The sequence below is a fragment of the Streptomyces mirabilis genome (assembly GCF_039503195.1).
Lineage (GTDB): Bacteria > Actinomycetota > Actinomycetes > Streptomycetales > Streptomycetaceae > Streptomyces > Streptomyces mirabilis_D.
Genome location: NZ_JBCJKP010000001.1, coordinates 7898307 through 7922697 on the forward strand (window position 1 = coordinate 7898307; position 24391 = coordinate 7922697).

22 protein-coding genes and 2 pseudogenes are annotated in these 24391 nt (G+C 71.4%); 12 read left to right on the forward strand and 12 right to left on the reverse strand.

From position 1 onward, the window contains the following. Positions 1–82 precede the first annotated feature (82 nt). The 5 genes from AAFF41_RS35950 (at position 83) to AAFF41_RS35970 (ending at position 5314) form a co-directional block, all read left to right on the forward strand. The gene (locus AAFF41_RS35950; RefSeq protein WP_343325250.1) at positions 83–1099 is read left to right on the forward strand and encodes a rhamnogalacturonan acetylesterase; all 1017 of its coding nucleotides are present in this window, start codon (positions 83–85) and stop codon (positions 1097–1099) included. 81 nt (positions 1100–1180) lie between these two features. Next, the gene (locus AAFF41_RS35955; protein ID WP_343325251.1) at positions 1181–2893 is read left to right on the forward strand and encodes a DUF2264 domain-containing protein; all 1713 of its coding nucleotides are present in this window, start codon (positions 1181–1183) and stop codon (positions 2891–2893) included. 207 nt (positions 2894–3100) lie between these two features. Continuing rightward, positions 3101–3559: a hypothetical protein gene (locus AAFF41_RS35960; RefSeq protein WP_343325252.1), complete on the forward strand. Its 459-nt coding sequence runs from the start codon at positions 3101–3103 to the stop codon at positions 3557–3559. Between the two features lie 31 nt (positions 3560–3590). Beyond that, positions 3591–4361, forward strand: coding sequence for an isocitrate lyase/PEP mutase family protein (locus AAFF41_RS35965; RefSeq protein ID WP_319750979.1), 771 nt, complete (start codon positions 3591–3593; stop codon positions 4359–4361). Between the two features lie 446 nt (positions 4362–4807). Beyond that, a complete protein-coding gene (locus AAFF41_RS35970) occupies positions 4808–5314 on the forward strand; it encodes a CAP domain-containing protein (RefSeq protein ID WP_319750978.1) in 507 nt (168 codons plus the stop codon). A 21-nt stretch (positions 5315–5335) separates the two neighbouring features. On the opposite strand, the gene AAFF41_RS35975 is transcribed toward AAFF41_RS35970, so the two are convergent. Together AAFF41_RS35975 and AAFF41_RS35980 are read right to left on the reverse strand one after the other, a co-directional pair. After that, on the reverse strand, positions 5336–6175 hold the full coding sequence (locus AAFF41_RS35975) for an alpha/beta fold hydrolase (RefSeq protein WP_343325253.1): 840 nt from the start codon (positions 6173–6175) through the stop codon (positions 5336–5338). Next, positions 6168–6761: a TetR/AcrR family transcriptional regulator gene (locus AAFF41_RS35980; RefSeq protein ID WP_319750976.1), complete on the reverse strand. Its 594-nt coding sequence runs from the start codon at positions 6759–6761 to the stop codon at positions 6168–6170. The genes AAFF41_RS35975 and AAFF41_RS35980 overlap by 8 nt, the downstream gene beginning before the upstream one ends. A gap of 167 nt (positions 6762–6928) precedes the next feature. On the opposite strand from AAFF41_RS35980, the gene AAFF41_RS35985 reads away from it, so the two are divergent. The 3 genes from AAFF41_RS35985 (at position 6929) to AAFF41_RS35995 (ending at position 10099) form a co-directional block, all read left to right on the forward strand. Beyond that, complete coding sequence (locus AAFF41_RS35985) at positions 6929–8023, forward strand: alanine racemase (RefSeq protein WP_343325254.1); 1095 nt, start codon at positions 6929–6931, stop codon at positions 8021–8023. A gap of 70 nt (positions 8024–8093) precedes the next feature. After that, positions 8094–8765: an ArsR/SmtB family transcription factor gene (locus tag AAFF41_RS35990; protein ID WP_319750974.1), complete on the forward strand. Its 672-nt coding sequence runs from the start codon at positions 8094–8096 to the stop codon at positions 8763–8765. Beyond that, positions 8762–10099 (forward strand): MFS transporter, encoded by a 1338-nt coding sequence (locus tag AAFF41_RS35995; RefSeq protein WP_319750973.1) that lies wholly within the window; start codon positions 8762–8764, stop codon positions 10097–10099. The genes AAFF41_RS35990 and AAFF41_RS35995 overlap by 4 nt, the downstream gene beginning before the upstream one ends. On the opposite strand, the gene AAFF41_RS36000 is transcribed toward AAFF41_RS35995, so the two are convergent. Together AAFF41_RS36000 and AAFF41_RS36005 are read right to left on the reverse strand one after the other, a co-directional pair. Further along, positions 10021–10284, reverse strand: coding sequence for a DUF397 domain-containing protein (locus AAFF41_RS36000; RefSeq protein WP_319750972.1), 264 nt, complete (start codon positions 10282–10284; stop codon positions 10021–10023). The two genes, AAFF41_RS35995 and AAFF41_RS36000, sit on opposite strands and share 79 nt — an antisense overlap. Next, positions 10281–10862, reverse strand: a pseudogene (locus tag AAFF41_RS36005) (DUF5753 domain-containing protein); the annotation flags it as partial. The pseudogene AAFF41_RS36005 and the gene AAFF41_RS36000, both read right to left, overlap by 4 nt. Positions 10863–10936: 74 nt before the next feature. Here AAFF41_RS36005 and AAFF41_RS36010 point away from each other — a divergent pair. The 3 genes from AAFF41_RS36010 (at position 10937) to AAFF41_RS36020 (ending at position 13796) form a co-directional block, all read left to right on the forward strand. Further along, positions 10937–11374, forward strand: a complete 438-nt coding sequence (locus AAFF41_RS36010) for an ATP-binding protein (protein WP_343325256.1) — start codon at positions 10937–10939, stop codon at positions 11372–11374. A gap of 134 nt (positions 11375–11508) precedes the next feature. Continuing rightward, the gene (locus AAFF41_RS36015; protein WP_319750969.1) at positions 11509–13221 is read left to right on the forward strand and encodes a PHP domain-containing protein; all 1713 of its coding nucleotides are present in this window, start codon (positions 11509–11511) and stop codon (positions 13219–13221) included. Then, positions 13170–13796 carry a hypothetical protein gene (locus tag AAFF41_RS36020; RefSeq protein ID WP_388409131.1) on the forward strand — a complete coding sequence of 209 codons (627 nt, stop codon included), beginning with the start codon at positions 13170–13172 and terminating at the stop codon, positions 13794–13796. Before AAFF41_RS36015 ends, AAFF41_RS36020 begins: the two co-directional genes overlap by 52 nt. A gap of 257 nt (positions 13797–14053) precedes the next feature. On the opposite strand, the gene AAFF41_RS36025 is transcribed toward AAFF41_RS36020, so the two are convergent. The 3 genes and pseudogenes from AAFF41_RS36025 to AAFF41_RS36035 all read right to left on the reverse strand — a co-directional run bounded on the left by AAFF41_RS36025 (position 14054) and on the right by AAFF41_RS36035 (position 15932). After that, positions 14054–14644, reverse strand: a complete 591-nt coding sequence (locus AAFF41_RS36025) for a hypothetical protein (protein ID WP_319750967.1) — start codon at positions 14642–14644, stop codon at positions 14054–14056. Further along, positions 14607–15325, reverse strand: a pseudogene (locus AAFF41_RS36030) (DDE-type integrase/transposase/recombinase); the annotation flags it as partial. The pseudogene AAFF41_RS36030 and the gene AAFF41_RS36025, both read right to left, overlap by 38 nt. A gap of 397 nt (positions 15326–15722) precedes the next feature. Continuing rightward, the gene (locus AAFF41_RS36035) at positions 15723–15932 is read right to left on the reverse strand and encodes a hypothetical protein (protein WP_343326398.1); all 210 of its coding nucleotides are present in this window, start codon (positions 15930–15932) and stop codon (positions 15723–15725) included. Positions 15933–16337: 405 nt separating this feature from the next. Here AAFF41_RS36035 and AAFF41_RS36040 point away from each other — a divergent pair, with 405 nt between their 5' ends. Further along, a complete protein-coding gene (locus tag AAFF41_RS36040) occupies positions 16338–17690 on the forward strand; it encodes an MFS transporter (RefSeq protein ID WP_319750965.1) in 1353 nt (450 codons plus the stop codon). Here the strand turns inward: AAFF41_RS36040 and AAFF41_RS36045 are convergent. The 5 genes from AAFF41_RS36045 to AAFF41_RS36065 form a co-directional block, all read right to left on the reverse strand. Beyond that, complete coding sequence (locus AAFF41_RS36045) at positions 17680–18540, reverse strand: ABC transporter permease (RefSeq protein ID WP_388409247.1); 861 nt, start codon at positions 18538–18540, stop codon at positions 17680–17682. The two genes, AAFF41_RS36040 and AAFF41_RS36045, sit on opposite strands and share 11 nt — an antisense overlap. Positions 18541–18560: 20 nt before the next feature. Next, entirely contained in the window at positions 18561–19295 is a 735-nt protein-coding gene (locus AAFF41_RS36050) for an ABC-2 family transporter protein (RefSeq protein ID WP_319751043.1), read from the reverse strand. A 71-nt stretch (positions 19296–19366) separates the two neighbouring features. Beyond that, on the reverse strand, positions 19367–20362 hold the full coding sequence (locus AAFF41_RS36055) for an ABC transporter ATP-binding protein (RefSeq protein WP_319750964.1): 996 nt from the start codon (positions 20360–20362) through the stop codon (positions 19367–19369). Further along, positions 20359–21528, reverse strand: a complete 1170-nt coding sequence (locus AAFF41_RS36060; RefSeq protein WP_343325257.1) for an MFS transporter — start codon at positions 21526–21528, stop codon at positions 20359–20361. Before AAFF41_RS36060 ends, AAFF41_RS36055 begins: the two co-directional genes overlap by 4 nt. Continuing rightward, positions 21521–24388 (reverse strand): glycoside hydrolase family 2 TIM barrel-domain containing protein, encoded by a 2868-nt coding sequence (locus AAFF41_RS36065; RefSeq protein WP_343325258.1) that lies wholly within the window; start codon positions 24386–24388, stop codon positions 21521–21523. Before AAFF41_RS36065 ends, AAFF41_RS36060 begins: the two co-directional genes overlap by 8 nt. Positions 24389–24391 lie beyond the last annotated feature (3 nt).

Below are 24391 nucleotides of genomic sequence, written 5' to 3' on the forward strand. Positions count from 1 at the left end.
TTCGTCCGGCACGCCGACAGCACGCACCGAACGACGCGGGAACGCACCCGCACTTCCCCGGGGCCGCCTGGCCGCGGCGGCCGTGCTGGCCGCAGCCACCGCGCTGACGGCCACGCCCGCCCAAGCACATGGAGGGCCCCGCGCCCTCGGCCTGGAGAACTGCACCGCGACCGCCTGCCACTTCGACGTCGCGCCGGGCACGTACGACGTGCGCGTACGGCTCGGCGGGGAGGCCGCGGCGAGCACGAGCGTCAGCGGTGAGACGCGCCGCGCGCTGCTGCCCGAGACCGCCACGGCGGCCGGAAGACCCGTGACCCGCAGCTTCACGGTGAACGTCCGCACCCCCGAGGGCGAGCCGACCGGCCCCGACGGCACCCCCGGCCTGGACCTGGTCCTCGGCGGCTCCGCGCCCGCGCTCGCCGACATCCGGGTGACCCCGGCCGTCCCCCACACCCGTCAGATCTTCCTGGTCGGCGACTCCACCGTCTGCGACCAGCCCGGCGACCCCTACACCGGCTGGGGCCAGCAGCTGCCCCAGTACCTCCGCAAGGGCGTCTCGGTCGCCAACTACGCGGACTCCGGGGAGAGCACGGTCACCTACCTCGAGAACCCCGCGCTCTTCCCGACCGTCCAGCCGCTCATCCGCCGCCACGACCTGGTCCTCATCCAGCTCGCGCACAACGACAAGACGACCGACGAGCCGACGTACCGCGCGAACCTGGAGACCCTGGTCGCCGGGGTCCGCGCGCGGGGCGGCGATCCGGTCCTGGTCACCCCCATCGTCCGCCGCTGGTTCAACGCGGACGGCACCCTGAACAACGACACCGCGCTGCTGGTCAACGGCCTGGGTGTGAACCACCCGGCCGTCATCCGCTCGGTCGCCGCCGCCGAGCACGTGCCCCTCATCGACCTGACGGCCAAGACCAAGGCCCTCGTCGAGTCGCTGGGCGTCGAGGGCTCCAAGGCGATCTACCTCTACAACGAGAAGCGGGACAACACGCACACCTCCGTGCACGGCGCCACGGTCTACGCGGGCCTCGTCCGCGACGAACTCCTCGCCCAGCATCTGGTGCCCGAGCGCCAGGTGAGGGTGGGATGAACTCCTGGGGCGTCCCGTCCGGAACCGGGGCGCCCCAGGTACCACCACCCGACCGAGCCGCCGCACCACGGAGCGCCACTGATGCCCGACGAGGACCGCACCCTCAGCCCGTACACCGGCTACACCCGCGCCCACTGGGAGGCGGCGGCCGACTCCCTGCTCGCCGCGGTCGCCCCGTACGCGACCGAGAACGGCGCCCTCTACCACCTCCCCGGTGCGCACACGAGCTGGTCGGGCCGGCTCTCCGACGGTCTGGAGGGCTACGCCCGCACCCTGCTCCTGGCCGCCTTCCGGCGCGACGAGAAGGCCCTGGAGCGGTACGCCGACGGACTCGCCGCCGGTACGGCCGGCGTCTGGCCGCGCGTCGAGGACCGCAGCCAGCCCCTCGTCGAGGCCGCCTCGATCGCCCTCGCGCTGAGGCTCACCCGGCCGCTGCTGTGGGACCGCCTGGACGACGGTGTGCGGCAGCGGGCCGCGGCCTGGCTCGGCGACGCGCTCACGGCCGAACCCTGGGCCTGCAACTGGGAGTTGTTCCCGGTGACGGTCGGCGGCTTCCTGGCCGAGGTCGGCCACGAGCCCGAGGCGTCGCGGGCCGCGATCGACCGGGGCCTGGAGCGGATCGAGGAGTGGTACGTCGGCGACGGCTGGTACACCGACGGCCCCGGCCGCGCCTTCGACTACTACAACGGCTGGGCGATGCACCTGTACCCGGTGCTGCACGCCTGGCTCGCGGACGACACCCGGCTCCTCGACCTGTACGGCGGCCGGCTCTCCCGCCATCTCGCCGACTACGCCCGGCTGTTCGGCGGCGACGGCGCCCCGATGCGCCAGGGCCGCTCCCTCACCTACCGCTTCGCGACGACCGCCCCGCTGTGGCTCGGCGCCCTCACCGGCCGTACGCCGCTGTCGCCGGGCGAGACCCGACGCCTGGCGTCCGGCGCCCTGCGTCATTTCCTCGACCGGGGCGCGGTCGACGAGCGGGGGCTGCTCACCCTCGGCTGGCACGGCCCCGACGAGACGGTTCTGCAGGGCTATTCGGGCCCGGCCTCCCCGTACTGGGCGAGCAAGGCCTTCGTCGGCCTGCTCCTCCCACCGGACCACAAGGTGTGGACGGCGCGGGAGGAGCCGGGCCCGACGGACCGTGCCGACGCCGTCACCCCCGTCGGGCCACCCAACTGGTTGCTCCAGACCACGACTTCGGACGGGCTGGTCCGCCTGCACAACCACGGCAGCGAGGACGTCCGCTACGACCCCTACTACACGCGGCTCGGGTACTCGACCGCGACCACGCCCTCGGCGTCGTACGACAACAGCGTGATCGTCGGTGACGATCCGAGCCGGACGGACATCGAGCCGCTGGGCGCCGGGGACGGTTGGGTGGCGTCCCGGCACACGGCGGGTGGGGGAGCGCGGGTCGTGAACCTGGTCGTCGCGCGGGGAGCGGTGGAGGTGCGGGCCCACCTGGTGGCGGGAGCGGCCCAGGGGACGCCGGTACGCATCACGGGATGGCCGGAAGACGACGGAGTGCACGCCGAACTCCTCCCCGCACACAACCTGTCGGACTCCGCCGGTGTCACGGGACCCGGCGCCACCCTCTTCGTCGCCCTCGCCCGGCTCACCGGCGAGCCGGACCCCCTGCCCCTCACGGAATCGGTGTCCGTGGACGTGGAGGGAGAGGAACAGGGGGAGTACGACGTCCGCGTGAGCTGGCCCTCGGGCCCCTCGACGTGCTTCCGGTTCAGGGCTTCAGACGGGCGACCTTCAGCGTCGTCGTGGTCGGTGAAGCCCCGGTGAGGGCGCTCGCGTAGGACGGGGTGACGGGGGCGTACGCCCAGGTCAGGGAGCCGTCCTTGAGGGTCGCGACATCACCGGAGATCTGGGTCTTGCGTGGGTCATGCCGGGGGGCGCCACCGCGGGGCGAAAGGTTGCCGCGCTTCCCGGGGCGCGACGGCGGACACGGTTCGGCGGGCGCCGAAGGATCGCGCGTCTAGCGTTCGCGGTATGGACGACTCCTCACCCCGTAAACCGACCGAAGGCGTCGTCGCCATGGTGGACCACGTCCTCGATCTGGCGGCGACCTGGACCACCTGGGACGGCAGGCCGACCCACGTCGACGACCGTGTCCATACCCCGCACAAGGCGATCCGCCGGGTCGCCGACCATCTCCTCGACCACTTGGCCGAGCTGGAGGCCCGGCTCGTGGGCGAGGAGCCACTGCCCGACCACTGGCACGCGTCGGCGAGCACGACGCAGGCGGACCGCGCGCCCTTCACCCGCGAGGATCTGGACGAGGCGCGCAGTCGGCTCACCCGCCTCGCCCGTATCTGGGCGAACCGGCTGGACACGCTGACCGAGGACCAGCTCGACGACTCCCCGGGAGAGGGGTGGAGCTTCCGTCAACTGGCCGAACACCTCGAGGGATCGACGTACTACGCCGATGCCGTCGGCAAGCTGACGTGATCGCCCGCAGCCCCCGCACCGGAAGGCCGACATGACTCCCTTCGCCGCGCTCCACCACGCCGACGCACCCCTCCTGCTGCCCAACGCCTGGGACCACGCCTCGGCAGCGCTCCTTGCCGCTCAGGGCTTCGCGGCGATCGGTACGACGAGTCTCGGTGTCGCCGCGGCGGCCGGACTGCCGGACGGGGCGGCGGCGACCCGGGACCTGACCGTGCGGCTCGCGCGGCAGCTCGGCGCCGGCCCGTACCTGCTGTCCGTCGACGCCGAGGACGGCTTCGCCCAGGACCCGTCCGAGGTGGCGGAGCTGGCGAGCGAGCTGGCTGTCGCCGGGGCGGTGGGCATCAACCTGGAGGACGGCCTCGGTCCCGCCGACCTGCACGCGGCGAAGATCGCGGCGGTCAAGGCGGCCGTACCGGACCTCTTCGTCAACGCCCGCACCGACACCCACTGGCGCGGCGACGGTGTGGACGAGCGGGAGACCGTCCGCCGTCTCGACGCCTACCAACAGGCGGGCGCCGACGGTGTGTTCGTCCCGGGACTGACCGACCCGGCCCGCGTCACCGCCCTGCTCAAGACCCTCGACGTGCCACTGAACATCCTCTACTCACCCGCCGGCCCCTCCGTCTCCCGCCTCGCCGACCTCGGCGTGCGCAGGATCAGCCTGGGCTCGTACCTCTACCGGCGGGCCCTGGGCGCGGCGCTGGACGCGATGGCGGACATCCGCTCCGGCCGCCCGCCGCGGGGCACCGCGCCGACGTACGACGAGGTACAGGCCCTCAGCACGCAGGACCGGACCTCCTAGGGCGGTGGCGCCCTCGTCGGGCTTCGCGGGGAACGCGGTGATCCGGCAGCCGTCCACCTCGGTGCCCGACAGTGCGGCTGCCTTCGGCTGAGCCGCGCCGAGCGGGTCGGCGGGAGCCTCGGAGGGCGGCGTGGACGCGGACTCCGGGGCGGACGGAGGCGTCGATGCGGGCACGGACGCCGATGCTGACGCGATCTCTCAACAGACCGGCTCCGATGGCGTGTTCATCCCGAGGCACCGCCCGCTGGCCGCCCGAGTCGTGAGCGCGCGTGGTCGGGATTACGGTGGATTTGTACGAGGAGGCGTTGTCATGCCCCTCACCCGAGCGGCGAAAGAGGCCGCGGGCTGGTGACGGCCAAGGGCGGGGAGGGTGCCGTCACGTTCCTCGCGTCGCGTCGCACGCGATGTCGGGGAGCTGCCGACCGCCCCTGACGAAAGGGAATCCCGTGCGAACCAAGAGCAATCGAATACGCCGTGTCTGCGTTGCCGCGTGCGCGGCCCCTCTGCTGGTGCTCACCGGAGCGGCCGGCGCGGGCGCCGCGGCGACGGCCACCGTGCCCGCATCCGTGCCGCGCGCCCCGCAGACCTCGCCCGGCGAGATTCTGCAACTGGTCAACGCCGAACGCGCCAAGGTCAACTGCCCCGCGCTCCACGAGAACGCGCAGCTGACCCACGCCGCCAAGGTCTTCGCGGATGACGCCGCCAAGCACAACCTGACAGACCACACGGGCTCCGACGGCTCCACGCCCCAAACGCGCATCAAGGAAGCCGGCTACAACGCGGGGCCGTCAGCGGAGAACATGTCCTGGGGAGACACCAGCGCCAAGCAGGCCGTCGACGGCTGGATGAACAGCGGAGCCCACAAGGGCAACATCCTCAACTGCTCGTTCACGGACACCGGCGTTGCCGTCAGCGGAAAGTACTCGATACAGCTCTTCGCGGCGCCTGGTTGATCCCTCCCTCTGCCGAGCGACTCAGAGCGCCTCGGCCAGCCGGTCCGCGAAGGCGACCGGGTGCTGGAGGACACCGAGGTGGCCTCCGGGGAACTCGACGAAGTCGCTGCCGCTGAGTTCGGCGAGCAACGAGGCAGTGCGGAAGGAGAGTTGACCCCGCGAGTCGTGTCCGGCACCGAGCGTGAGCCGGGAGGACAGACCCTTCAGGGCGTCCAGGTCCAGGGCATGGGAGGTGAAGGGGCGTAGAACGTGGCCGAGGAAGATGTCCATGGGCGTGTTCTGCGCCCCCTGGGCGTCCGGCGTGCTCCGCGTGTTCTCGCCGCCGTCGGCGGCAGCCGACGCGGGGCGCGGACCGGGCTCCCAACTCCGGTCCTCCAGACCGGCGCTGAGCCGGGCCGTCGCCGCCACCACCCCCTCCGTACGGTGGATCTCGTACACCTCCGTGATCATCGCGTGCTGCCGGACGGCGTCCGGCAGCACTCCGATGCTCGGCGGCTCGTGCGCGACCACGCGCCGCAGCCGCTGCGGGTACCGGGCCAGCAGGTCCAGGGCGACGATCCCGCCGGAGCTGCTCCCGAAGACGCGGGCGGACTCGCCGTCCGGGAGGAGGGAGTCGAGCAGCTGGTGGGCGCGGTCGCTCCACACCTCCACCCGCTGGTCCCCGACCGGCCCGTCGAGCGTGCCGCGGGACAGCCCGAGCGGGTCGTACGTCACCACGGTGAACCGCTCGGAAAGGCGTGCGACGGCGCCCTCCAGCCCCATGGGGTGACCGGCTCCGCCGGGAATGATCAGCAGCAGGGGCCCCCTGCCTCGCACGTCGTAGTGTCCGTCGCAGTGCCCGTCGTGGTGCCTGTTACGCATGATCCTCTTCCTTCCGCTCGCTCCGTGGCCAGTGCTCCAGGGCCGTGTGCAGGCCGTCGAGGGCCCGCTCCCACGAGGTCTGCACGTCCCTGGCGGCGTGAAAGCCGCCGATCGCCTCCAGAGCGCAGAAACCGTGGAAGGTGCTGCGCAACAGCCGTACGGCGTCGGTGAGGTCCGGCTCGGAGAGGCCGTACGCGTGGAGCATGCCGTAGGTGATCTCGGCGGTGCGCCGGAACGCGTCGGACGCGGCGCCGACGGCGGGGTCGACCGGGGTGTGCGTGGCGGCGTAGCGGCCGGGGTGCGCGAGCGCGTACGTCCGGTAGGCGCCCGCGAAGGCCACGAGGGCGTCCTTGCCGGCCCGCCCCGCGACCGCCGTGGCGATCCCGTCGATCATCTCGCCCGCGGCCAGCAGGGCGACCCGTGTCCGCAGATCCCGCAGGTTCTTGACGTGCGAGTACAGGCTCGCGTCCTTCACCCCGAACCGGCGCGCCAACGCGGACAGGGTGACGTTCTCGAACCCGACCTCGTCGGCGAGATCGGCCGCGGCCTCGACGACACGGTCGGCCGTGAGCCCGGCACGGGCCATGGGGACCACCTCTGGAGCACTCGCTCGTCTGATGTGCCTCGCCTGATCGCCTAGGACTCCTAGGCAGAGACCTAATATACACAGGCATGCGGGGAGTGAGAGGCTGTAGCGGACTGGGGGGACGTAGCGATGCGGGGAGGACGTAGTGGTCCGGGGAGGACGTAGTGATGCTTGAGCAACTGCCCGAAGGGCTCGTCACGCCCGCGCTGGTCGTGGACGCCGACGTACTGGACCGCAACATCGCCCGCATGGCCGAGGCCGCCACGACCGGCGGCTTCGCTCTCCGGCCGCACGCCAAGAGCCACAAGTGCGCGGAGATCGCGGGGCGGCAGCTCCGGGCGGGTGCGCGCGGACTGTCGGTGGCGACCCTGAGCGAGGCGGAGGCGTTCGCGGCGGCGGGCGTGGACGACCTGTTCATCGCGTATCCGCTCTGGCCGGACGAGAGCAGGGCGCGCCGCCTGCGCCGACTGGCCGACGTGGTCGCGCTGCGGATCGGCGTCGACTCGGTGGAGGCGGCGCGGCGGCTGGGGGACGCGGTGCGGGGGAGTGACCGCGCGGTGGAGGTCCTGGTCGAGGTGGACTGCGGGACGGCACGGACCGGGGTGCCGGCCGCGGACGCGGGTCGGGTGGCCCGCGCCGCGTCGGACGCCGGGCTGGGGGTGCTCGGCGCGTTCACCTTCCCCGGACACGGATACGGCCATGACCCCGAGGCCCGGGAGCGGGCGGCCCGCGACGAGGAACGGGCCCTGTCCGAGGCGGCGGAGGCCCTGCGCGAACTGGGCCTGGAACCCCGGGTGTTGAGCGGCGGATCGACTCCGACGGCGGGTCGCTGGCGCCCCGGCCCGGTGGACGAACTCCGTCCCGGCGTCTACGTCTTCAACGACGCCCAGCAACTGGCCATGGGCTGCTGCGGTGTCGACGACCTGGCCCTCGCGGCCGCCTCGACGGTCATCAGCGTCCCCGCCCCGGACCGCTTCGTCCTCGACGCGGGCAGCAAGGTCCTCGGCGCGGACCGCTCCGCGTGGGTGACCGGCCACGGCTACCTCCCGCAGTACCCCGAGGCCACGATCACCGCCCTCTGGGAGCACCACGCGGTGGTCCACCTCCCGGAAGGCGTACCCGCCCCCCGCCTCGGCGCGGTACTCGCCGTCGTCCCCAACCACGTCTGCCAGCCGGTGAACCTCGCGGAGGAGCTGGTGATCGCCCACCAGGGCGTGGAACTGGACCGCTGGCGGGTGGCGGCACGCGGCGCCAACACCTGATCGCCAGATCGCCAAATAAATTCTGCAAAAATACTTTTGGAAAGTGTCCGGTGCGTTCTAGGCTCCCGGCATGGTCAGCGACGAGCACAAACGCGTACTCGATCCCGAGCGGGACGCCGGGGCTCTGAAGGCCCTCACCCACCCCCTGCGTATCCGACTGCTCGGGATGTTGCGACAGGACGGTCCGGCCACCGCGAGTGAACTCGCGGTCAGGACCGGGGAGTCGTCCGCCTCCACCAGCTACCACCTGCGTGTCCTGGCGAAGTACGCGTTCGTCGCCGAGGCTGCTCACCGGGACGGCCGGGAGCGCCGCTGGCAGGCGGTGCACTCCGTGACCTCCTGGAGCAACAAGGCCATGGAGGACTCCCCGGCCAGCCGCGACTTCGTGAGCCTGTCGCGCAGGCGCCAGATCGAGCACCTGGAGGCGTCGCTCGTACGGTACGAAGCGGACGTCGCCGAAGGGCGGTTGGGCCAGGAGTGGGTCGATCCGTCCGGGATCACCGACCTGATGCCCCGTCTGACCCCCGAGTCGCTCTCCGAACTCTGGGAGGTGATCGACCGGAAGCTGGAGGAACTGGCCGCGCGCGACGCGGAGGATCCGCGGGCCGAGCGGGTCGTGTTCGTCGCGGCGGGGCTGCCGCTCGCGCCGCGCGAGCCGGACGGGGAGCCGGGGCGAGATGAGCCGGGACGAGATGAGCCGGGTACGGCGGGGTCGGGGACCGAGGGCGGTTCCGGGTCATGACCACGCCGCTGGACTTACCCACCGCCCGCCGCCGCTACGTCACGGCCTGCGCCCTCTTCTGGCTGCCCGCGGGGCTGACCACGGCTCCCCTCATCCTGCTCTTCACGGAACGGGGCATGACCATGGCCGCCATCGCGGGCCTCTTCGCCGCCCACTCCCTCACTGCCGCCACGCTCGAACTGCCCACCGGAGGACTCTCCGACGTACTCGGCCGCCGGGCCGTCCTGGCCGCCGCCGGGCTGCTGAACCTGACCGCTCTGACCCTCCAGGCACTGGGCACCACCGCCTGGGTCCTCACCCTCGGCATGGTCCTGATGGGCACGGCCCGCGCCCTGTCCAGCGGCCCCGCCGAAGCCTGGTACGTCGACACCGTCCACGCTCATGCCGGCCCCGACGCCGAACTCCGTACGGGACTCGCCCGCGGCGGCTCCGCGACCTCCGCCGCGCTCGCCACCGGCACGCTCCTCGGCGGCGCCCTCCCCTGGCTCCTCGGACTCGGCCCCGACCTCGGGGCGGGTCTTTCGGGGGCGACCTCCGGGCTCGTACTGCCCCTCTCCGTTCCGCTGCTCCTCGGCGCGGTGGTCGACATCGCCTTCGTGCTGTACGTCCTGACCGCCCTGCGTGAGCCGCCCCGCGCGAAGACCACCCTCCGCGACGTCCTTCAGGGCGTCCCGGCCACCGTCGTGGGCGGACTGCGGCTGGGCGCACGGGACGCGCTCGTCCGGCGCGTGTTCCTCAGCGCCGGGACCGTGGGCTGCGCCTTGGCCGCGCTCGAACTCCTCACCCCCGGCCGCGCCGCCGCCCTCACCGGCGCCTCGGAGTCCGGCGCCGTCCTCTACGCCGTCATCGCCTGCCTCGGCTTCGTCAGTTCCGGCGTCGGCAGCCACCTCGCTCCGCTCACGGCCCGGCTCGCGGGCAGCGGCGGGCGCGCGGTCCTGGTGAGCCTCGGCGCCGGGGCGAGCGGGTTGCTTCTGCTCGGCGCCACGGCGGTGTCCACGGCGCCGTTCGCCATGATCCTGGCCGCCGGCGGTTACGCCCTCGTCTACCTCGGCATCGGCGCGGCGGCGCCCAGCGAGAACGAGCTCCTGCACCGCCGTGTCCCCAGCGCCGGGCGCGCCACCGCGTTGTCCGTCCAGTCCCTGGCCCTCCAACTCGTGGCGGCGCTCAGTGGTCTGGTCGTCGGGGTGCTTCCGGCGGGGCCGCTGCCGTGGCTACTGGGCGGCACCGCGCTGCTGGCGGGCGCCGTGCTGTGGATTCAGCGGGACCCGTCCACGCCCTCACGTACGGCGAACTCCACGAACACGGTCCAGGTGGTGGGGGAGAGGGCGAGTTGAGGGCCGGGGGTGTGCTTGGAGTCGCGGATGTGGATGGTGGTGGGGCAGGTGGCGACCTCGACGCAGTCGCCGGAGTCGTCGCCGCTGTATGTCGACTTGCGCCAGGAGAGGGCCACTTCGACGCAGTCGTCGCCGTCGCTGCCGCTGTAGGTGCTCTTGAACCAGGTCAGCTCTGTGGTGTTCATAGCGCTCCTAGCGTCCGCTCCAGCAGGCTCCTGGAATCCTCCGGGGTGAGAGCCTGTGAACGTAGTTTCGCATAGCGCATGTGGAGCACACTGATCGATTTCGGGTCAGCGATGAACTGTCCGCTCCGTTGGCCTTCGCAGTAGCCGAACCACTCGTTCTTCGGGATCTCCAGCAGCCGGATGGGGCCGTCGAGACCTGGGTGGACATCGCGTGTCATGGGCATTAATTGCATCTGTACGTTGCGCAGTTCCGTAATTGTCAGGACGTGGTCGATCAACCCTCGTGTGACCTGGAGGCCGCCAGTCCCCCGGCGGATGATGTGCTCCTCGACGATGAAACTGAACGCCGTGTTGGGCCGCTCGACGAGCAGCCACTGTCGATCCGCGCGGGCGGCGATCTGGGCCTCGATCTGGGCGTCCGTCAGCACGGGCACGCGTTCGTTGAAGAGAGTGCGTGCGTACCCCTCTGTCTGGAGCAGCCCCGGCACGAGCCGGTTCTCGAACGTATAGAGACTGATCGCCTGCTCCTCCAGCTCCGCCCACTCGCGGAACCAGGACGCCAAACCCGGCTGCCGCGTCGTGAACTCCTACAGAACCCGGCGTACGACTGGCGTCGCTGGTCGACGCCCATGAGACCCGGGACCGTTGGGCCATGCAAGGAGACATCCGGGCCCAGGAACCGGTCACCGTACGTACGTTCACGCAACTCTTCAGCAGCACGCCGCGAGGCGCCCGGCTCGCGCGGCGGCTGGTCGCGAACCGGATGGACGTGTGGGGATTCGCTTACGACAGTGAGGCCAGCGAAGACGTGAGCCTGGTCGTGGCCGAGCTGGCCGCGAACGCCGTACGGCACGGGAGCGTGCGGGGGCGCAGCTTCCGCGTACGGCTGGTGGTGCGCGACGGCGTCGTACGCGTGGAGGTCGCCGACGGGCGGACCGAGCGGCTGCCGGTGCTGCGGGAGCCGGACGGCGAAGGCGGGCGCGGGCTGGTGCTCGTCGCGGCGCTGGCCGAGCGGTGGGGTGTGGAGCCCCGGATCGGGATGGCCCACAAGATCGTGTGGGCGGAGCTACTGGTGGGCCTGGGTAGGTAGTTGAGGTGCGCGGGGCGAGTCGACTCGCCCCCCTCGCCCGCCGATCACGCGCCCGCCGTCCGGCGTTCACGTTCCGCACCGAATCTCCTCGTGGCGCGCTCTCGCACTCGCGGCGCACGACTCAGGAGGCAGGCATGGGGCACGGGCATCACCACCACGGTCACCAGCACGACCACAGCCACGGGCACGACCACGAAAGCGAGTCGCTTCCCGCCGCGTTCGACCCCTCCGTGCCCGACGAGGCCCTGACCCCCGAGCAGCAGTCGCGCCGCTCGCTGCTGCGCCGCGCGGGGCTGCTCGGCGCGGGGCTGGCCGCCGGTGGCGTCCTCGCGCAGGGGGCGGTGGCGCCGGCGTACGCCTCCAGCGCCACGAGCGGTCGCAGACGGAACGGGTTCCTCTGGCTGTCCGGTGACCACCACATCCACACCCAGTACAGCAGCGACGGCAAGTACCGCGTCGGCGACCAGGTCCGGCAGGGCGCCCGGCACGGTCTGGACTGGATGGTCATCACCGACCACGGCAGCGAGACGCACGCCAAGATCGGTGTCGACAAGGTCAACCCCGACATCAAGGAGGCCCGGGAGAAGTACGAGGACACGCTCGTCTTCCAGGGGCTGGAGTGGAACATACCCGGCGCCGAGCACGGCACCGTGTTCGTTCACCCCGGCAACAACGAGGTCAGCGTCCTGAAGGCGTTCGAGACGTCCTACGACGGCAGCGTGACGGGTACCAGCGGGTCCTCGCCCGCCAACGAGGCGCTCGCCGTCGCGGGCCTCAACTTCCTCGCGGAGCAGGTGCGGCGGCGCAAGGTCGAGGACGCGCTGATGCTCGCCAACCACCCGGCGCGGCGCGGTGTCGACTCGCCGCACGAGATCCGCGGCTGGCGCGACGCGACCGGCTCGGGCCGTCAGATCGCCGTCGGCTTCGAGGGCGCGCCGGGCCATCAGGCGGGGGGCATCGCCACGCCGCTGGGCATGGGGCGGGCCCGGGGCATCTACGACAACAACCCGAGCGCCGACTCCTTCGCCGGCTACCCGCTGGAGAGCTACCGCACCTGGGGCGGCTTCGACTGGATGACCGCCACGGTCGGCGGCCTGTGGGACAGCCTCCTCGCCGAGGGCAAGCCCTGGTGGATCACCGCCAACTCCGACTCCCACCAGGTGTACACGGACACCGCCGTCCGCGGTGGCCCGGACAGTGACTTCACCGCCAACGGCAGGCACACCGACCCGGTCTACGGCGGCAAGATCGACGTCACGCAGGGCGACTACTGGCCCGGCCAGTACAGCCGTACCCACGTCGGTGCCGACGGCTTCTCGTACGCCGCCGTCATGGACGGCATTCGCGCCGGGCGCGTGTGGGTCGACCACGGGCAGCTCATCAGCGGCCTCGACGCGCGGGTGGCGGGCGGCAGCCGCTGGGCGACCCTCGGCGGCGCGCTGCACGTCAAGAAGGGGCAGAACGTCACGCTGACGGTCGACATCGCGCTCGCCGACGGGCCCAACTGGGCTGGGTTCGTCCCGAAGTTGGCCCGCGTGGACGTCATCCAGGGCGATGTCACGGGCGCCGTCGCGGACAGGGACACCTTCACCGCGCCGACCGCGAAGGTCGTCCGGTCGTACGAGGTGAACAAGTCCACGGGCGTGGTGCGTCTGTCGTACTCCCTCGGCACGGTCGACCGCCCGGTGTACGTCCGGCTGCGTGGCACCGACGGCAACCGTTCCGCCACCGGTCTGATGGGCGCTGCCGTCGACCCCGCGGGCCCGGCCGTGGACGTCGTCGGCGACGCGGACCCATGGAAGGACCTGTGGTTCTACTCCAACCCGGTGTGGGTCCTGCCATCGTGACCGAACGGTACGTGGTCGGGGTCGACACCGGTCTGTCCGGAACCCTGCGGGCGGCCGACCATCTCCTCCTCGACCTCGCTGCCGAACTCGGCCTGGACGACGGGGTGGTGGGCTGTACGCACCATGTGCGGGAGGGGCGGCGGCACACGGCGCTGTCCTTCTCCACGCCCTTGGAGCGGGTGGCCCGCGCGGCCTGGCGGGCGCTCACGGAACGGGAGTTCGGCGCCGCTCTGGGTGCCGAGAGGCACGGTCCGGACGAGCTGGCCGCCGGCGCCGCGCACGCCGCCGCGGAGCACCTCGCGCGCACCGGTGGCCGTGCCGTCCGGTACGGCGGGGTCGACGCGCTCACCGGCACGGTGACCGTCGCCCGGCTGCTGGCCGTCTCCGCGGTCGAGCGGATCGTCGTCCTCGGGGCGCCCGACGGCCCCGACCCGGACCAGCGGATCGTCACCCGCGATCACGTACGACCGGAGTGGCGCGAAGGGCGACTGGTCCTGGCGGCGATGCCGGCCGCGGGCGGGACACTGGTCCCGTTCGAGGTCCCGGACCCGACACCGTGCTGCGCGGACCACTGACCCGACGAGGACGATCCGGCCCCGGACCGATCATGGTCCGGGGCCTTTGACATCCGCAGCTGACATCAACGAGCACGGTCACTGACGACCGGGACGCCTCCTGAGCAGCCGATCCATGTGACTCTTACGGGGCCGTGATCACTCGCGCCGAAGCAGCCCCCGGCCCCAGTCGCACCGCCGACCGCGACGTTACCGACCAGGCAGTGTGACTCATGGACCCGCACGCCTTCCGCTACGCCCACGCGGGCTGAGGGTTGTCAGTGGTCGTGGCGATCGCAGTGGTCATGACGCCCGTCGTGGCCGTCGTGCCCGTCGCCGTCGTGCCCGTGGTGCTCGTGGTGCTCGATCGTGGTGGTGTCGGTGGCGGTGTGAGTGGTGGTGTCACCGCCTCCCGTGACGGTGGCGGTGTTGGTGACCCGTGCACGGGCGTTGCAGGAGACGTCGACCTTCAGGGTGACGGGCGGGTAGCTGTGCCCGGCAGGCAAGACGTCGCGACGGGTACAGGTGAGGGTGGCCAGAATGCAGTGCCATCCCCTGCCGGTGATCCTGTCGGCCCGAAGACCTGTGGGGAGGATGCCGTGGACGGTGACCGTGGTGCCATGGGTCGGGCCGGCCGCGGTGACGTTACCCACAGTGATGGTGTAGACGCCGTCCTCGCCCCGGGTGAAGGTGTTCGCGTGACTCTTGGCGATGGTCAGGGAGGGGTGGCCGACTGGGATGACCGTAAATGTGAGGCCGGTGCTGTCGGTGCCGCTGGGGTCAGTGGTGGCGGTGCCACTGGGTTCGGTGAGGCCGGTGGTGGTGAAGGTGTCGATCGCTGTGCAGGATGCACCCGGCGGCGTGTTCACGCCGGGCAACAGCGTTGTTCAGGGCTGTGACGGCCAGGCGGGACTTCATCCGCGTGTCGATCGAGTAGCCGACGATCCTCTTGCTGAAGACGTCCTTGATCGCACACAGATACAACGTGCCTTCGCTGGTGGCGTGTTCGGCGATATCGGTGAGCCACAGCCGGTTCGGGCCGGTCGCGGTGAAGTCACGGCAGACGAGGTCGTCGTGCACCGGCGGGCCGGCCTTCTTGATACTGCCGCGCTTCTTGCCGAACATGCTCCACCAGCTGTTGTCGCGGCAGATCCGCCACGCGGTCCGGTCGGCCATGACCGCCCCCGCGTCACGGGCTTCATCGGCAAGGAAGCGGTAACCGAACTCCGGATCCTGACGATGGGCGTCGAACAATGCGTTCGCGCGGTAAGCCTCCTCCAGCACGGCAGTGGTCACCGGCCGGTCGAGCCAGCGGTAGTAGGGCTGTCTGGCGAGCTTCAGGACCCTGCACGTGACCGTGACCGGAACTCCGCCGGCGGCCAGCTCCTTCACGAGCGGGTAGATCCCTTTCCCGGCAGATGCGCCTGCGACAGGTAGGCCGCGGCCCGGCGCAGGACCTCGTTCTCCTGCTCCAGCAGCTTGATCCGCCGACGCGCTTCCCGTAGTTCCGCGTTGTCCTGGCTGGTCGTTCCGGGCTTTGTCCCGTCGTCGATGTCCGCGCGGCGCATCCGGGTCTGCTGCACGATCGGGCGACATCTTGACCTGCCCCACCTCTCAGGTTCCAGTTCTGCTGGCTAACTGACGGCCTTCACGAAAGGCTGCCGGACACGCCCCGCGCCTACCCCGCTGAGTTCCGCGCCCGCGCCATCGCGTTGGTGCGGGCAGGAAAAGAACAGAAGCAGACCGCCGCTGGACGTACTTCGCTCGGGAAAGCTCAGCTCACCAAGATCCCCGACAAGGCTCAGGGCAAGAAGAAGCAACCCCCAACGATCAAGCCCCCTACCGGCGCAGACCTGCGGGCAGGGGGCTTGTCGCTGGGGACGTCGATCGGCGGTCAGGCTGCCGGTGTCAGCGATCCCGCGATGAGGAAGTCCCGCGACCGGACGATCAGAAGGAGGCGGTCAGGCCGACCTGGTGGTACTGGCCGACGGTGTCCAGGACCTCGTCCTTGACCGCGCCGAACTGACCCACGAGGTCCGAGCTACCGATCGCCGTGGGGCCGGCGGCGATGCCGACCTGCGGGCTCAGGCCACCGGAGACGGCGTCGAGCTCGGCGTCAGAGATTTCAATGGTCTGAACCTGGGGAGCGGAGTTCATGAGGAAACTGCCCTTCGTATGGATGTTCCACAAGGGGGAGCGGCCAGGCTGGGGATAGCCGGTGGGCCGCGACCGCAGGCGCGCGCCATCCGTTTCCGGACGTCTTGGCGCGAACCCTTCGGCGCGAAGGATCAAATCACGGAGGGTGCCCGGCATCCAATCGTTCGCAGCTCCCAGCACGGCAGTTGCAACATTCCGCCACTCATCCATGCACGCGTGCACACGGATTGAGGACAGCTTCTCTACATGTAACCCCGCACCGGAATCCGACAGCTATTGCCACGGCGGCTCCGACCAGGACAACTCCGTACCAACAGAACGCACCCATGACGCAGTTGCGCATTCGCTGTGCAGATTCCGTCACGTGTGCATCCGCGCACCCGTCCCGTCTAGGCTGGTCGACGAATGGATCGGGTGACGGGGGCCGACACGGTGACGTACGGGGCGCGGCGTGGGAGAGAGGCCAGGCCTTCGGAGCAGGCCGCAACAGGCACTGTTGACGAAGGCACCCCACAACCGCTGCGGCGGGACCGTGACTTCGGTGTCTTCTGGGTCGCGCAGACCCTTTCGGTCCTCGGGGACTCCTTCGCGCTGATCGCCCTGCCGCTGCTCGTGCTGCACGCGACCGGCTCCGTCGCGCGGATGGGCCTGTTGACGGCCGTCGGCGGGGCGGCCTCGGTCGCGGCCGGGGTCTTCGCCGGGGTCGTCGTCGACCGGGTGGACCGCAGGAAGCTGCTGGTGACCTGCGATCTGGTCCGTATGGCGCTGTACGCGGTGATTCCGCTGGTCTGGGTCTTCGGACCGCGGATCTGGCTGCTCTACGTGGTCCTGCCGCTGTGCGAGGCCGTCGGCATGCTGTTCTCCGTCGCCTACGTCACCGTCGTCCGCAACCTCGTCGGCGTCGAGCGGATCACGGAGGCCAACGGCAGGCTGAACGCGACCGCGGCGGCGGCCGGGGTGGCCGGTCCGGTGTGCGCGGGGCTGGTGGCGGCGTGGCTCGGGCCGGCCGCCGCCGTCGGCGTGGACGCGGCGAGCTTCGGCGTGTCGGCCGCCTGCGTCGGCTTCGTACGGTTCAAGGGCACCACACGCCCCGCACCGGGACCCGCGGCCGGAACGGGAGCGGTCCGGCGGCTGTGGACGGACCTGCTCGCCGGGGTGTCCTTCCTGGTCCGGCATCCGGTGCTGCGCGTGCTGACCGTCCTGCTGTCCTTCTTCAGTTTCCTGACACTCGGCCTGAACGACCTGCTGATCTACCACCTCAAGCACGATCTCGGCCGCGACGACGCCGCGGTCGGCACCGTGTTCGCGGTCGGCGCGCTCGGCACGATCGCCGGGGCGCTCCTGGTGGCCCGGGTGCGCCGACGCCTGGGCTTCGGCCCGACCTGGATCGGTTCGGTGGCGGTGTGCGGATGCGCGCTGGCGGGTCTGGGCTGGGCTCGCAGCGTGCCGGCCGTCGCCGCCCTGACCGCGGTCTTCCTGGGCTTCGGGAGCGTGGCGGGCACGTGCTCCATGTCGCTGCGGCAGGAGGTGACTCCGGAGCATCTGCTCGGACGGGTCACCTCGGCGTTCTGGACGTTGCACTACTCGGCGGCCCCGGCCGGCGCGGCCGTCCTCACCTGGGCCGCGGGGCGCCACGGCACGGCGGCGGTGGGCGTGGTCGCGGGCGCCTGCTGCGTGCTCGTCGCCTTACTGGCCCTGCTCACCCCGGTGCGCCGGCCCCGTACGGACGGGACCGGCGCACCGGTCGTCAGCCGTTGACCCCGTAATAGTGGTCGAGGCTCCAGCGCCACAGCAGCCGCGCGCCCAGATAGGCGAGCAGCCCCACCAGCGGTGAGGCCGCCGCCGGCCAGTACGGCACCCCCGAGTCGCCGCCGTGTCCGGTCAGCACGGCGGCCGGGAAGTAGGCGACGAAGGCCAGCGGCAGCCCGAAGGTGAGGAAACCGCCGACCGCGCGCGGCAGCACGTTGAGCGGATAGCTGCCGAACGTGCCGAGCAGTTCCTCCAGCCAGCGTCCCCAGTAGTCGGCGGCCGGGAAGCGCAGCGAGGCGCAGGCCACCGCGGTGAACAGGGCCGCCTCCAGGAGCATCCCGCCCAGCACACAGACGACGAGGTACGAGATCCGGGCCGCGTTCCAGTCCAGCTGGCTGCGGGTCAGCGCGCCCACCATCAGCCCGGTCGCCACCGTGAGGTCGCCGATCGCGTTCGTGGGGAAGACGGAGAGCTGGAGCTGCCGGTGGACCGGCATCGGGCGGACCAGATACGTGTCGATCACACCCTCCTGGATGTGCCGGGCCAGTCCGTGCACCCGGCCCAGGAAGAGCACGAACAGACCGTGCGCCAGCATCCGCGTCGCCGCGATCAGCAGCACGTCCTGGCTCGCCCAGCCGCCCATCCCGGTGAACCGGGTGAGCAGCACCGTCGCGAACACGATCACCGACACCTGCCAGATCGCGCCGATCGCGATCATCAGCAGGAACTCGGAGCGGTACTCCAGCTGCGCGCGGAAGTTGAGACGCGTGATGCGCCACACGATCCGCAGGGACTTCAGTGAGGTGCCGAGCCTGTCCGTCGTGCTGAGATCGTCCGTCGTGTTCGGCCCGTGCGTCATGTTCGGTCCGTCCGTCATGCTCAGCCTCCCTGCGAGATCACGCGCCGGGCGGCCCGGCGCCACAGCAGCCGGGTGAACAGGGCGAGGGCCACCACCCACGCGGCCTGCAGGGCGAGTTGAGGAGCCGCCTGCGACACCGGGATCCGGCCGACGTACAGCGACAGCGGCACACTCAGCGTCGCCTGGAAAGGGAGGAAGCGGCTGAGCGTGATGAACCAGTCGGGGAAGAACCACAGCGGCGCGTACACCCCGGACAGCATGTTCTGCGCGAAGACCAGGATCAGGATCGCGGCGCCGTTGCGGAGCGTCCAGAAGCACAGCTGGTCGATCACCAGCATCACGTAGTACAGGACCCACTGGCCGAGCAGCACACTCAGCCCGAACACCGTCGCCACGGCGGTCGATCCGGGCGGCTGGACGAACCCGACGGCCAGACACACCGCGTATCCGGTCGACGCCCAGAGGAATCCGTAGAGTTGCTCGCCGAGCGCCCGCAACGCGTAGTAGCGCTGCGGGGGCAGCGGGCGCAGATACCAGTACACGATGGTGCCGAAGTGCATGTGCTGCTGGACGGTGTCCCGGCCCGAGTACTGGTCCAACGCCCTGATCCTGGTGGCCAGTACCGCGAGCACGGCGTAGGTGACGGCCTGGTCGCGGGTGAGGCCCGCGGTGGTGCCGGTCGTCGCGTACAGGCCGCGCCACAGCGAGGCCACCAGCACCACCTGCACGACGAGGCGCAGCAGCGCGGCGGTCATCCGGGGCGGGGTGTGCAGCTCGCCGAGCGGGGTGACCCGGGCGGCCCGCCAGCCGCCGGGGACGGTCGCGCTCACGCGGCCTCCGCCTGGACGTACGCCGCCCGCATCACGTCCTCCAGGTCCGCCTCGTCGATCGCGAGGTCGGTCACCTCGTACCGCTCGACGACCTGCTTGAGCGCCTGGTGGACCGTCGGGGCGCCGGGCCCGTCCGGTCCGAACACCACCTGGGGGCCCTCGCGTCGCAGCAGTGCGATGCCCGGCGGCGGGGCGATCGCCGCCTGTGGATCGGCGAGCGTGGCCCGCACCTGCCAGGTCGAGCCGAACCTGCGCCTGATCTCGTCCAGGGTGCCGTCGAGGACGAGTCGCCCGTGGTTGATGAGCACGACCCGCTCGGCGAGCCGCTCGACCTCCGTCATGTCGTGCGTGGTCAGCAGCACGGTCCGGCCGCGCTCCTCCACCTGGTGCTTGAGGAAGCCGCGCACCTGTTCCTTGACCACCACGTCCATGCCGATGGTGGGTTCGTCGAGGAACACCACGGGCGGGTCGTGCAGCAGCGCGGCGGCGAGGTCGCAGCGCACCCGCTGGCCGAGGGAGAGATGGCGCACGCGGGTGTCCCAGAAGGAGGAGAGGGCGAGCAGCTCGTCGAACTCGCGGAGGCGGACGCGGTGTTCACGCTCCGGCACCCCGTAGATGTCCCGCAGGATCGCGAAGGACTCACGCACCGGCAGGTCCCACCACAGCTGGGTGCGCTGCCCGAACACCGCCCCGATGTTGCGTGCGTTGCGCTCGCGCTCCCGGTACGGGACGACGCCCGCGACGCGCGCCTCGCCGGAGGTCGGGGTGAGGATGCCGGTGAGCATCTTGATGGTGGTGGACTTGCCGGCGCCGTTCGGGCCGAGCAGCGCGAGCAGTTCGCCGGGCGCCACCTCGAAGGTGACGTCGCAGACGGCCTCCTTCGCGACCCGCTCGGGCTTGACGAGGGACTTGAGCGCGCCCGAGAAGCCCGGGCGGCGCACGGTGGTGTGAAAGGTCCGGGACAGCCCCCGGACCTGGATGCTGCCGCTCATGCGGACGCCTTCCGGGTCAGTGCGATCAGCCACAGGGTGGCCACGAGCGAGGCCGCGGACAGGGCGGTCAGCAGCCAGGGGACGGCGTGGATCCCCGACGCCTCGATGCCCACGCCGAGGAGCGGAGGCGCCGCCACCCCGCCGATCATGGACGCCGCGATCACCCAGGCCCCGGCCCTCTTCGCCCGCGGGAGGGCCCTGTTGAGCCACGGCAGCCCGGTCGGGAAGACGGGCGCGATGAACAGACCCACACCGGCGTACGCCACCGGCGCCGCCCCGGGGATCAGCGCCAGCAGCAGACACATGGTCATCCCGGCCGCGCAGACCGCGAGGATGCGCTCGGGCGCGTACCGCAGGGTGACCGGGACGACGAGGAAGCGGCCCGCGGTCATCATCAGCCAGTAGACGGAGGTGGCGGAGGCGGCGACCGTCGCGCTGTAACCGACGGTCTCCAGGTGGGTGGGTTCCCAGCCGCCGACGCCCGCCTCGACACCGACGTTCAGGATGTAGAGGAGCAGGAAGCCCACCAGGACGCGGGAGAGCAGGCCACCGGAAGCGGCGGGCCGCTCGGCCGGGGAGACGGGCGGCGCCTTGCTGCGGACCCCTCCCGTGCACAGGATCAGCGCCCCCGCGAGCATCGCGCACGCACCGAAGGCGTACGGGTAGTCGCCGGGCCCCAGCCACGCGACCAGCGCCGGGCCGAGGACCGCGCCGATGCCGAAGTGCGCGTTGAGGACGTTCAGCATGGCCGTCGAACGGTCGCCGAAGCCGACCGCGAACAGCTGGTTGAGGCCGTAGTCGATCCCCCCGAAGCCGAGGCCGCCGAGGAAGGCGGCGGCGAGTGCGAGCGGCCAGTTCGCGGCGAGCGCGAAGCCCGCGCCGCCCGCCGCCATCAGCGCGTAACTCGCCGCCAGGAGCGCCCTGTTGGAGATCTTGGAATGGATGGTGTTGAAGGCGAGGACGCCCACGACGCCACCGGTGAAGTGCAGGCTCAGGCCGAGGCCCGCCGCCGAGGGGGAGAGGCCGTACTGCGCGCGCAGGCCCGGGACCGCCGGGCCGTAGAGCGCCTGCAGCATGCCGATGAGGACGAATCCGATACACGACGCGACCGCGGCCGGTCGGCTGAAGAGCCGGCCGGCCGCGGTCCTCGTGAGGGCGTCAGCCATGGATCTCCGAGAAGAGCAGCGTGAATTCGGCGGGCTTGGGCCGCAGTTGGTACTGCGGAAGCGCGCCCGGACCGCACGACTGCGAGCCGATGCCCTGCTGCCCGTGGTCGAGATTGACCCAGACCGTGTCACCGGCCTTCAGATCGGTCTGATGCTCGGCCGCGTCGAGCTGCTCCGACGTCCAGCGGCGCGCGGTGAACCAGAACTCCGGCTCGCCCTCGATCCGAAGCCCACCGATCTCCACCCAGCGGACGTCGGCCCGAGCGCCGTTCTCCTGCGGACGGACGTACGGCGTCTGGAGTGCGTCGATGGTCGACTCCCAACGACCCACCATTGAGGCTGACTTGGTGTCCGGGTAGGCCTCGCCGGGACCGCCGCCGAACCACCTCGCCCCGTGCACCGAGCCCGCGAGCCCCAGCCGGATCCCGAGCCGGGGCAGCGGCAGCCTCCAGTCGCCCTCGGGCGCCACGGACACGGTCAGCCGCAGCCGCGTTCCGTCGGACGTCCACCGGTAGACCGTGCGCAGGGCCACCTCGCGGGCGGCGGGCGCCACCCGGGTCCGTACGGTCAGCGCGTCGTCGCCCAACTCCACCGATTCGAGCCGGTGTTGCATCCGGTGCAGGCCCAGTTCCCGCCAGAGCGGGCCGTAGCGCAGATCCGGCTGCCAGGCCGCCCCGTTGTCGTTGTCGGTCGGCGCACGCCACACGTCGAGTCGCAGTCCCCTGACGTCGATCCCGCCGATGGACCGCAGCGCGCCGGTACGGGCGTCGAAGGCCGCCGGGCCCAGGGTGATCTGCCCCTTGCCGAGGACCGGTCCGTCGCTCTGCGCCACGACGGTCAACGGCCGCGGCGAGAGAGGGAACTGGGCCCAGGCCACCAGGTGGCCCTTCGGCCCCCACGCGGTGTCGGCCGCGAGCGTCGCCCGTACCGTCCACTGGGTCTCCCCGCCCCGTGGGTCGGCCGGCGGGTCCGGCAGCTTCACGTCCGCGGACTCGCCCGGGGCGAGCTCCGGCACCGGCAGGACGCCCGCCTCGACGGTCTCGCCGTCGACCTGGTAGGACCACTCGAAGGTGAGCGCGGAGAGATCCGCGAAGTCGTACGCGTTGGTGACCCGTACGGTCCCGTCCGCCCTGTCGCCGACGATCCGGACCGGCTCGATCACCTTCTTGTACTCGACGAGGCCCGGGGACGGGGTCCGGTCGGGGAAGAGCAGCCCGTCGCAGACGAAGTTCCCGTCGTGCAGCTCCTCGCCGAAGTCGCCGCCGTACGCGAACCCGAACCGCTCGTCCTTGATGCCGTGGTCGATCCACTCCCAGATGAAGCCGCCCTGGATGCGGCCGTACGACTCGAAGAGGTGCTGGTAGTCCGCGAGCCCGCCGGGACCGTTGCCCATCGCGTGCCCGTACTCGCAGAGGATGAAGGGGAGTCCGCGGCGCTTGCGGGTGCCGCCGTCAAGGCCGCGGCCTATCCTGTCGACCTCGGCGTGGTCGGCGTACATCCGCGAGTAGACGTCCGTGTCACGGCAGTCGATGTCACCCTCGTAGTGGATGAGGCGTGAGCCGTCCCGGCCACGGATCCACTCGGCCATCGCGGTCAGCCCGCGCCCGGTGCCGGCCTCGTTGCCGAGGGACCAGATGACGACGGAGGGGTGGTTCTTGTCGCGCTCGACCATGCGGGCCGCGCGGTCGAGCAGGGCCGGGGTCCAGCGGTCGTCGTCGACGGGATTGTCGCGCCAGGCCTGCTCCGTGAATCCGTGCGTCTCGAGGTCGCACTCGTCGACGACCCACAGGCCGTACTCGTCGCACAGGTCGAGGAAGGCGGGGTGCGGCGGGTAGTGCGAGGTGCGCACCGCGTTGATGTTGTGCCGTTTCATCAGCAGCACGTCCTCGCGCATGGTCTCCAGGTCGAGGGCGCGGCCCCGCTCCGGGTGCCACTCGTGCCGGTTGACGCCCTTGAAGAGGAGCGGTGTGCCGTTGACCTTGATCAGGCCGTCCGCCAGGACGACCGTGCGGAAGCCGACGCGCAGCGGGACGCGCTCGCCCTCGGTCGCGAGCACACCGTCGTACAGCTGGGGTGTCTCGGCCGTCCACGGCCGCACCGGGACGGTGACCGACTCGCCGGTCGCGACATCGATGTCGAGGCCGGGCACGGTGACCCGGCCGTCGACATCGGAGTCGACGCGCAGGGTCCCGAGGCCTTCGACATGGTCGTAGGAGGCGTGCACGAAGAAGTCGAGGACGCCGCCCGCCGGGCGGTGCAGGAGCGTGACGTCCCGGAAGATGCCCGGCAGCCACCACTGGTCCTGGTCCTCCAGGTACGAGCCCGCCGACCACTGGTGGACACGGACCGCCAGCACATTGCCGCCCGGCTTGAGCAGATGGCCGACCGCGAACTCGTGCGGCAGCCGCGAGCCCTTGAACTCTCCGATGTCCGTGCCGTTCAGCCAGACCCGGGCACAGGACTCGACCCCGTCGAAGCGCAGCACCGCCCCGCCGTCCGAGGGCCAGTCGGACGGCAGGTCGAAGGTGCGCAGATGATCGCCGGTCGGGTTCCCGGTCGGCACGCGCGGCGGGTCGACCGGGAACGGGTAGAGGTGGTTGGTGTAGATCGGTGAGCCGTGCCCCTGGAGGACCCAGTGGCCGGGGACGGACACCTCGGCCCAGTCCCCGGCGTCGAACCCCTGCGCCGCGAACGAGTCGTCCTCGGCGTCGGCGGTGGGGGACAGACGGAAGCGCCAACTGCCGTTCAGTGACAAGGACCGCGCGTCCGAGGACGCGTACCGGGCGCGTGGCGGGAGCGCCCCACTGCCCGGCGAGACGTCCTCGACGTAGTCAATGGCGGAAGTCGTGCGGAAAGACATCGG

Excerpts from the sequence above, each read along its gene's own strand:
- AAFF41_RS36040 (WP_319750965.1), top strand. The coding sequence starts at position 16,338 with ATGGATCGGGTGACGGGGGCCGACACGGTGACGTACGGGGCGCGGCGT.
- AAFF41_RS36015 (WP_319750969.1), top strand. The coding sequence starts at position 11,509 with ATGGGGCACGGGCATCACCACCACGGTCACCAGCACGACCACAGCCAC.
- AAFF41_RS36065 (WP_343325258.1), bottom strand. The coding sequence starts at position 24,388 with ATGTCTTTCCGCACGACTTCCGCCATTGACTACGTCGAGGACGTCTCG.
- AAFF41_RS35985 (WP_343325254.1), top strand. The coding sequence starts at position 6,929 with ATGCTTGAGCAACTGCCCGAAGGGCTCGTCACGCCCGCGCTGGTCGTG.
- AAFF41_RS36000 (WP_319750972.1), bottom strand. The coding sequence starts at position 10,284 with ATGAACACCACAGAGCTGACCTGGTTCAAGAGCACCTACAGCGGCAGC.
- AAFF41_RS36050 (WP_319751043.1), bottom strand. The coding sequence starts at position 19,295 with ATGACCGCCGCGCTGCTGCGCCTCGTCGTGCAGGTGGTGCTGGTGGCC.
- AAFF41_RS36010 (WP_343325256.1), top strand. The coding sequence starts at position 10,937 with ATGCAAGGAGACATCCGGGCCCAGGAACCGGTCACCGTACGTACGTTC.
- AAFF41_RS35990 (WP_319750974.1), top strand. The coding sequence starts at position 8,094 with ATGGTCAGCGACGAGCACAAACGCGTACTCGATCCCGAGCGGGACGCC.
- AAFF41_RS35980 (WP_319750976.1), bottom strand. The coding sequence starts at position 6,761 with ATGGCCCGTGCCGGGCTCACGGCCGACCGTGTCGTCGAGGCCGCGGCC.
- AAFF41_RS35960 (WP_343325252.1), top strand. The coding sequence starts at position 3,101 with ATGGACGACTCCTCACCCCGTAAACCGACCGAAGGCGTCGTCGCCATG.
- AAFF41_RS35995 (WP_319750973.1), top strand. The coding sequence starts at position 8,762 with ATGACCACGCCGCTGGACTTACCCACCGCCCGCCGCCGCTACGTCACG.
- AAFF41_RS36045 (WP_388409247.1), bottom strand. The coding sequence starts at position 18,540 with ATGACGCACGGGCCGAACACGACGGACGATCTCAGCACGACGGACAGG.
- AAFF41_RS35955 (WP_343325251.1), top strand. The coding sequence starts at position 1,181 with ATGCCCGACGAGGACCGCACCCTCAGCCCGTACACCGGCTACACCCGC.
- AAFF41_RS35975 (WP_343325253.1), bottom strand. The coding sequence starts at position 6,175 with ATGCGTAACAGGCACCACGACGGGCACTGCGACGGACACTACGACGTG.
- AAFF41_RS36020 (WP_388409131.1), top strand. The coding sequence starts at position 13,170 with ATGGAAGGACCTGTGGTTCTACTCCAACCCGGTGTGGGTCCTGCCATC.
- AAFF41_RS36055 (WP_319750964.1), bottom strand. The coding sequence starts at position 20,362 with ATGAGCGGCAGCATCCAGGTCCGGGGGCTGTCCCGGACCTTTCACACC.
- AAFF41_RS36060 (WP_343325257.1), bottom strand. The coding sequence starts at position 21,528 with ATGGCTGACGCCCTCACGAGGACCGCGGCCGGCCGGCTCTTCAGCCGA.
- AAFF41_RS35965 (WP_319750979.1), top strand. The coding sequence starts at position 3,591 with ATGACTCCCTTCGCCGCGCTCCACCACGCCGACGCACCCCTCCTGCTG.
- AAFF41_RS36035 (WP_343326398.1), bottom strand. The coding sequence starts at position 15,932 with ATGAACTCCGCTCCCCAGGTTCAGACCATTGAAATCTCTGACGCCGAG.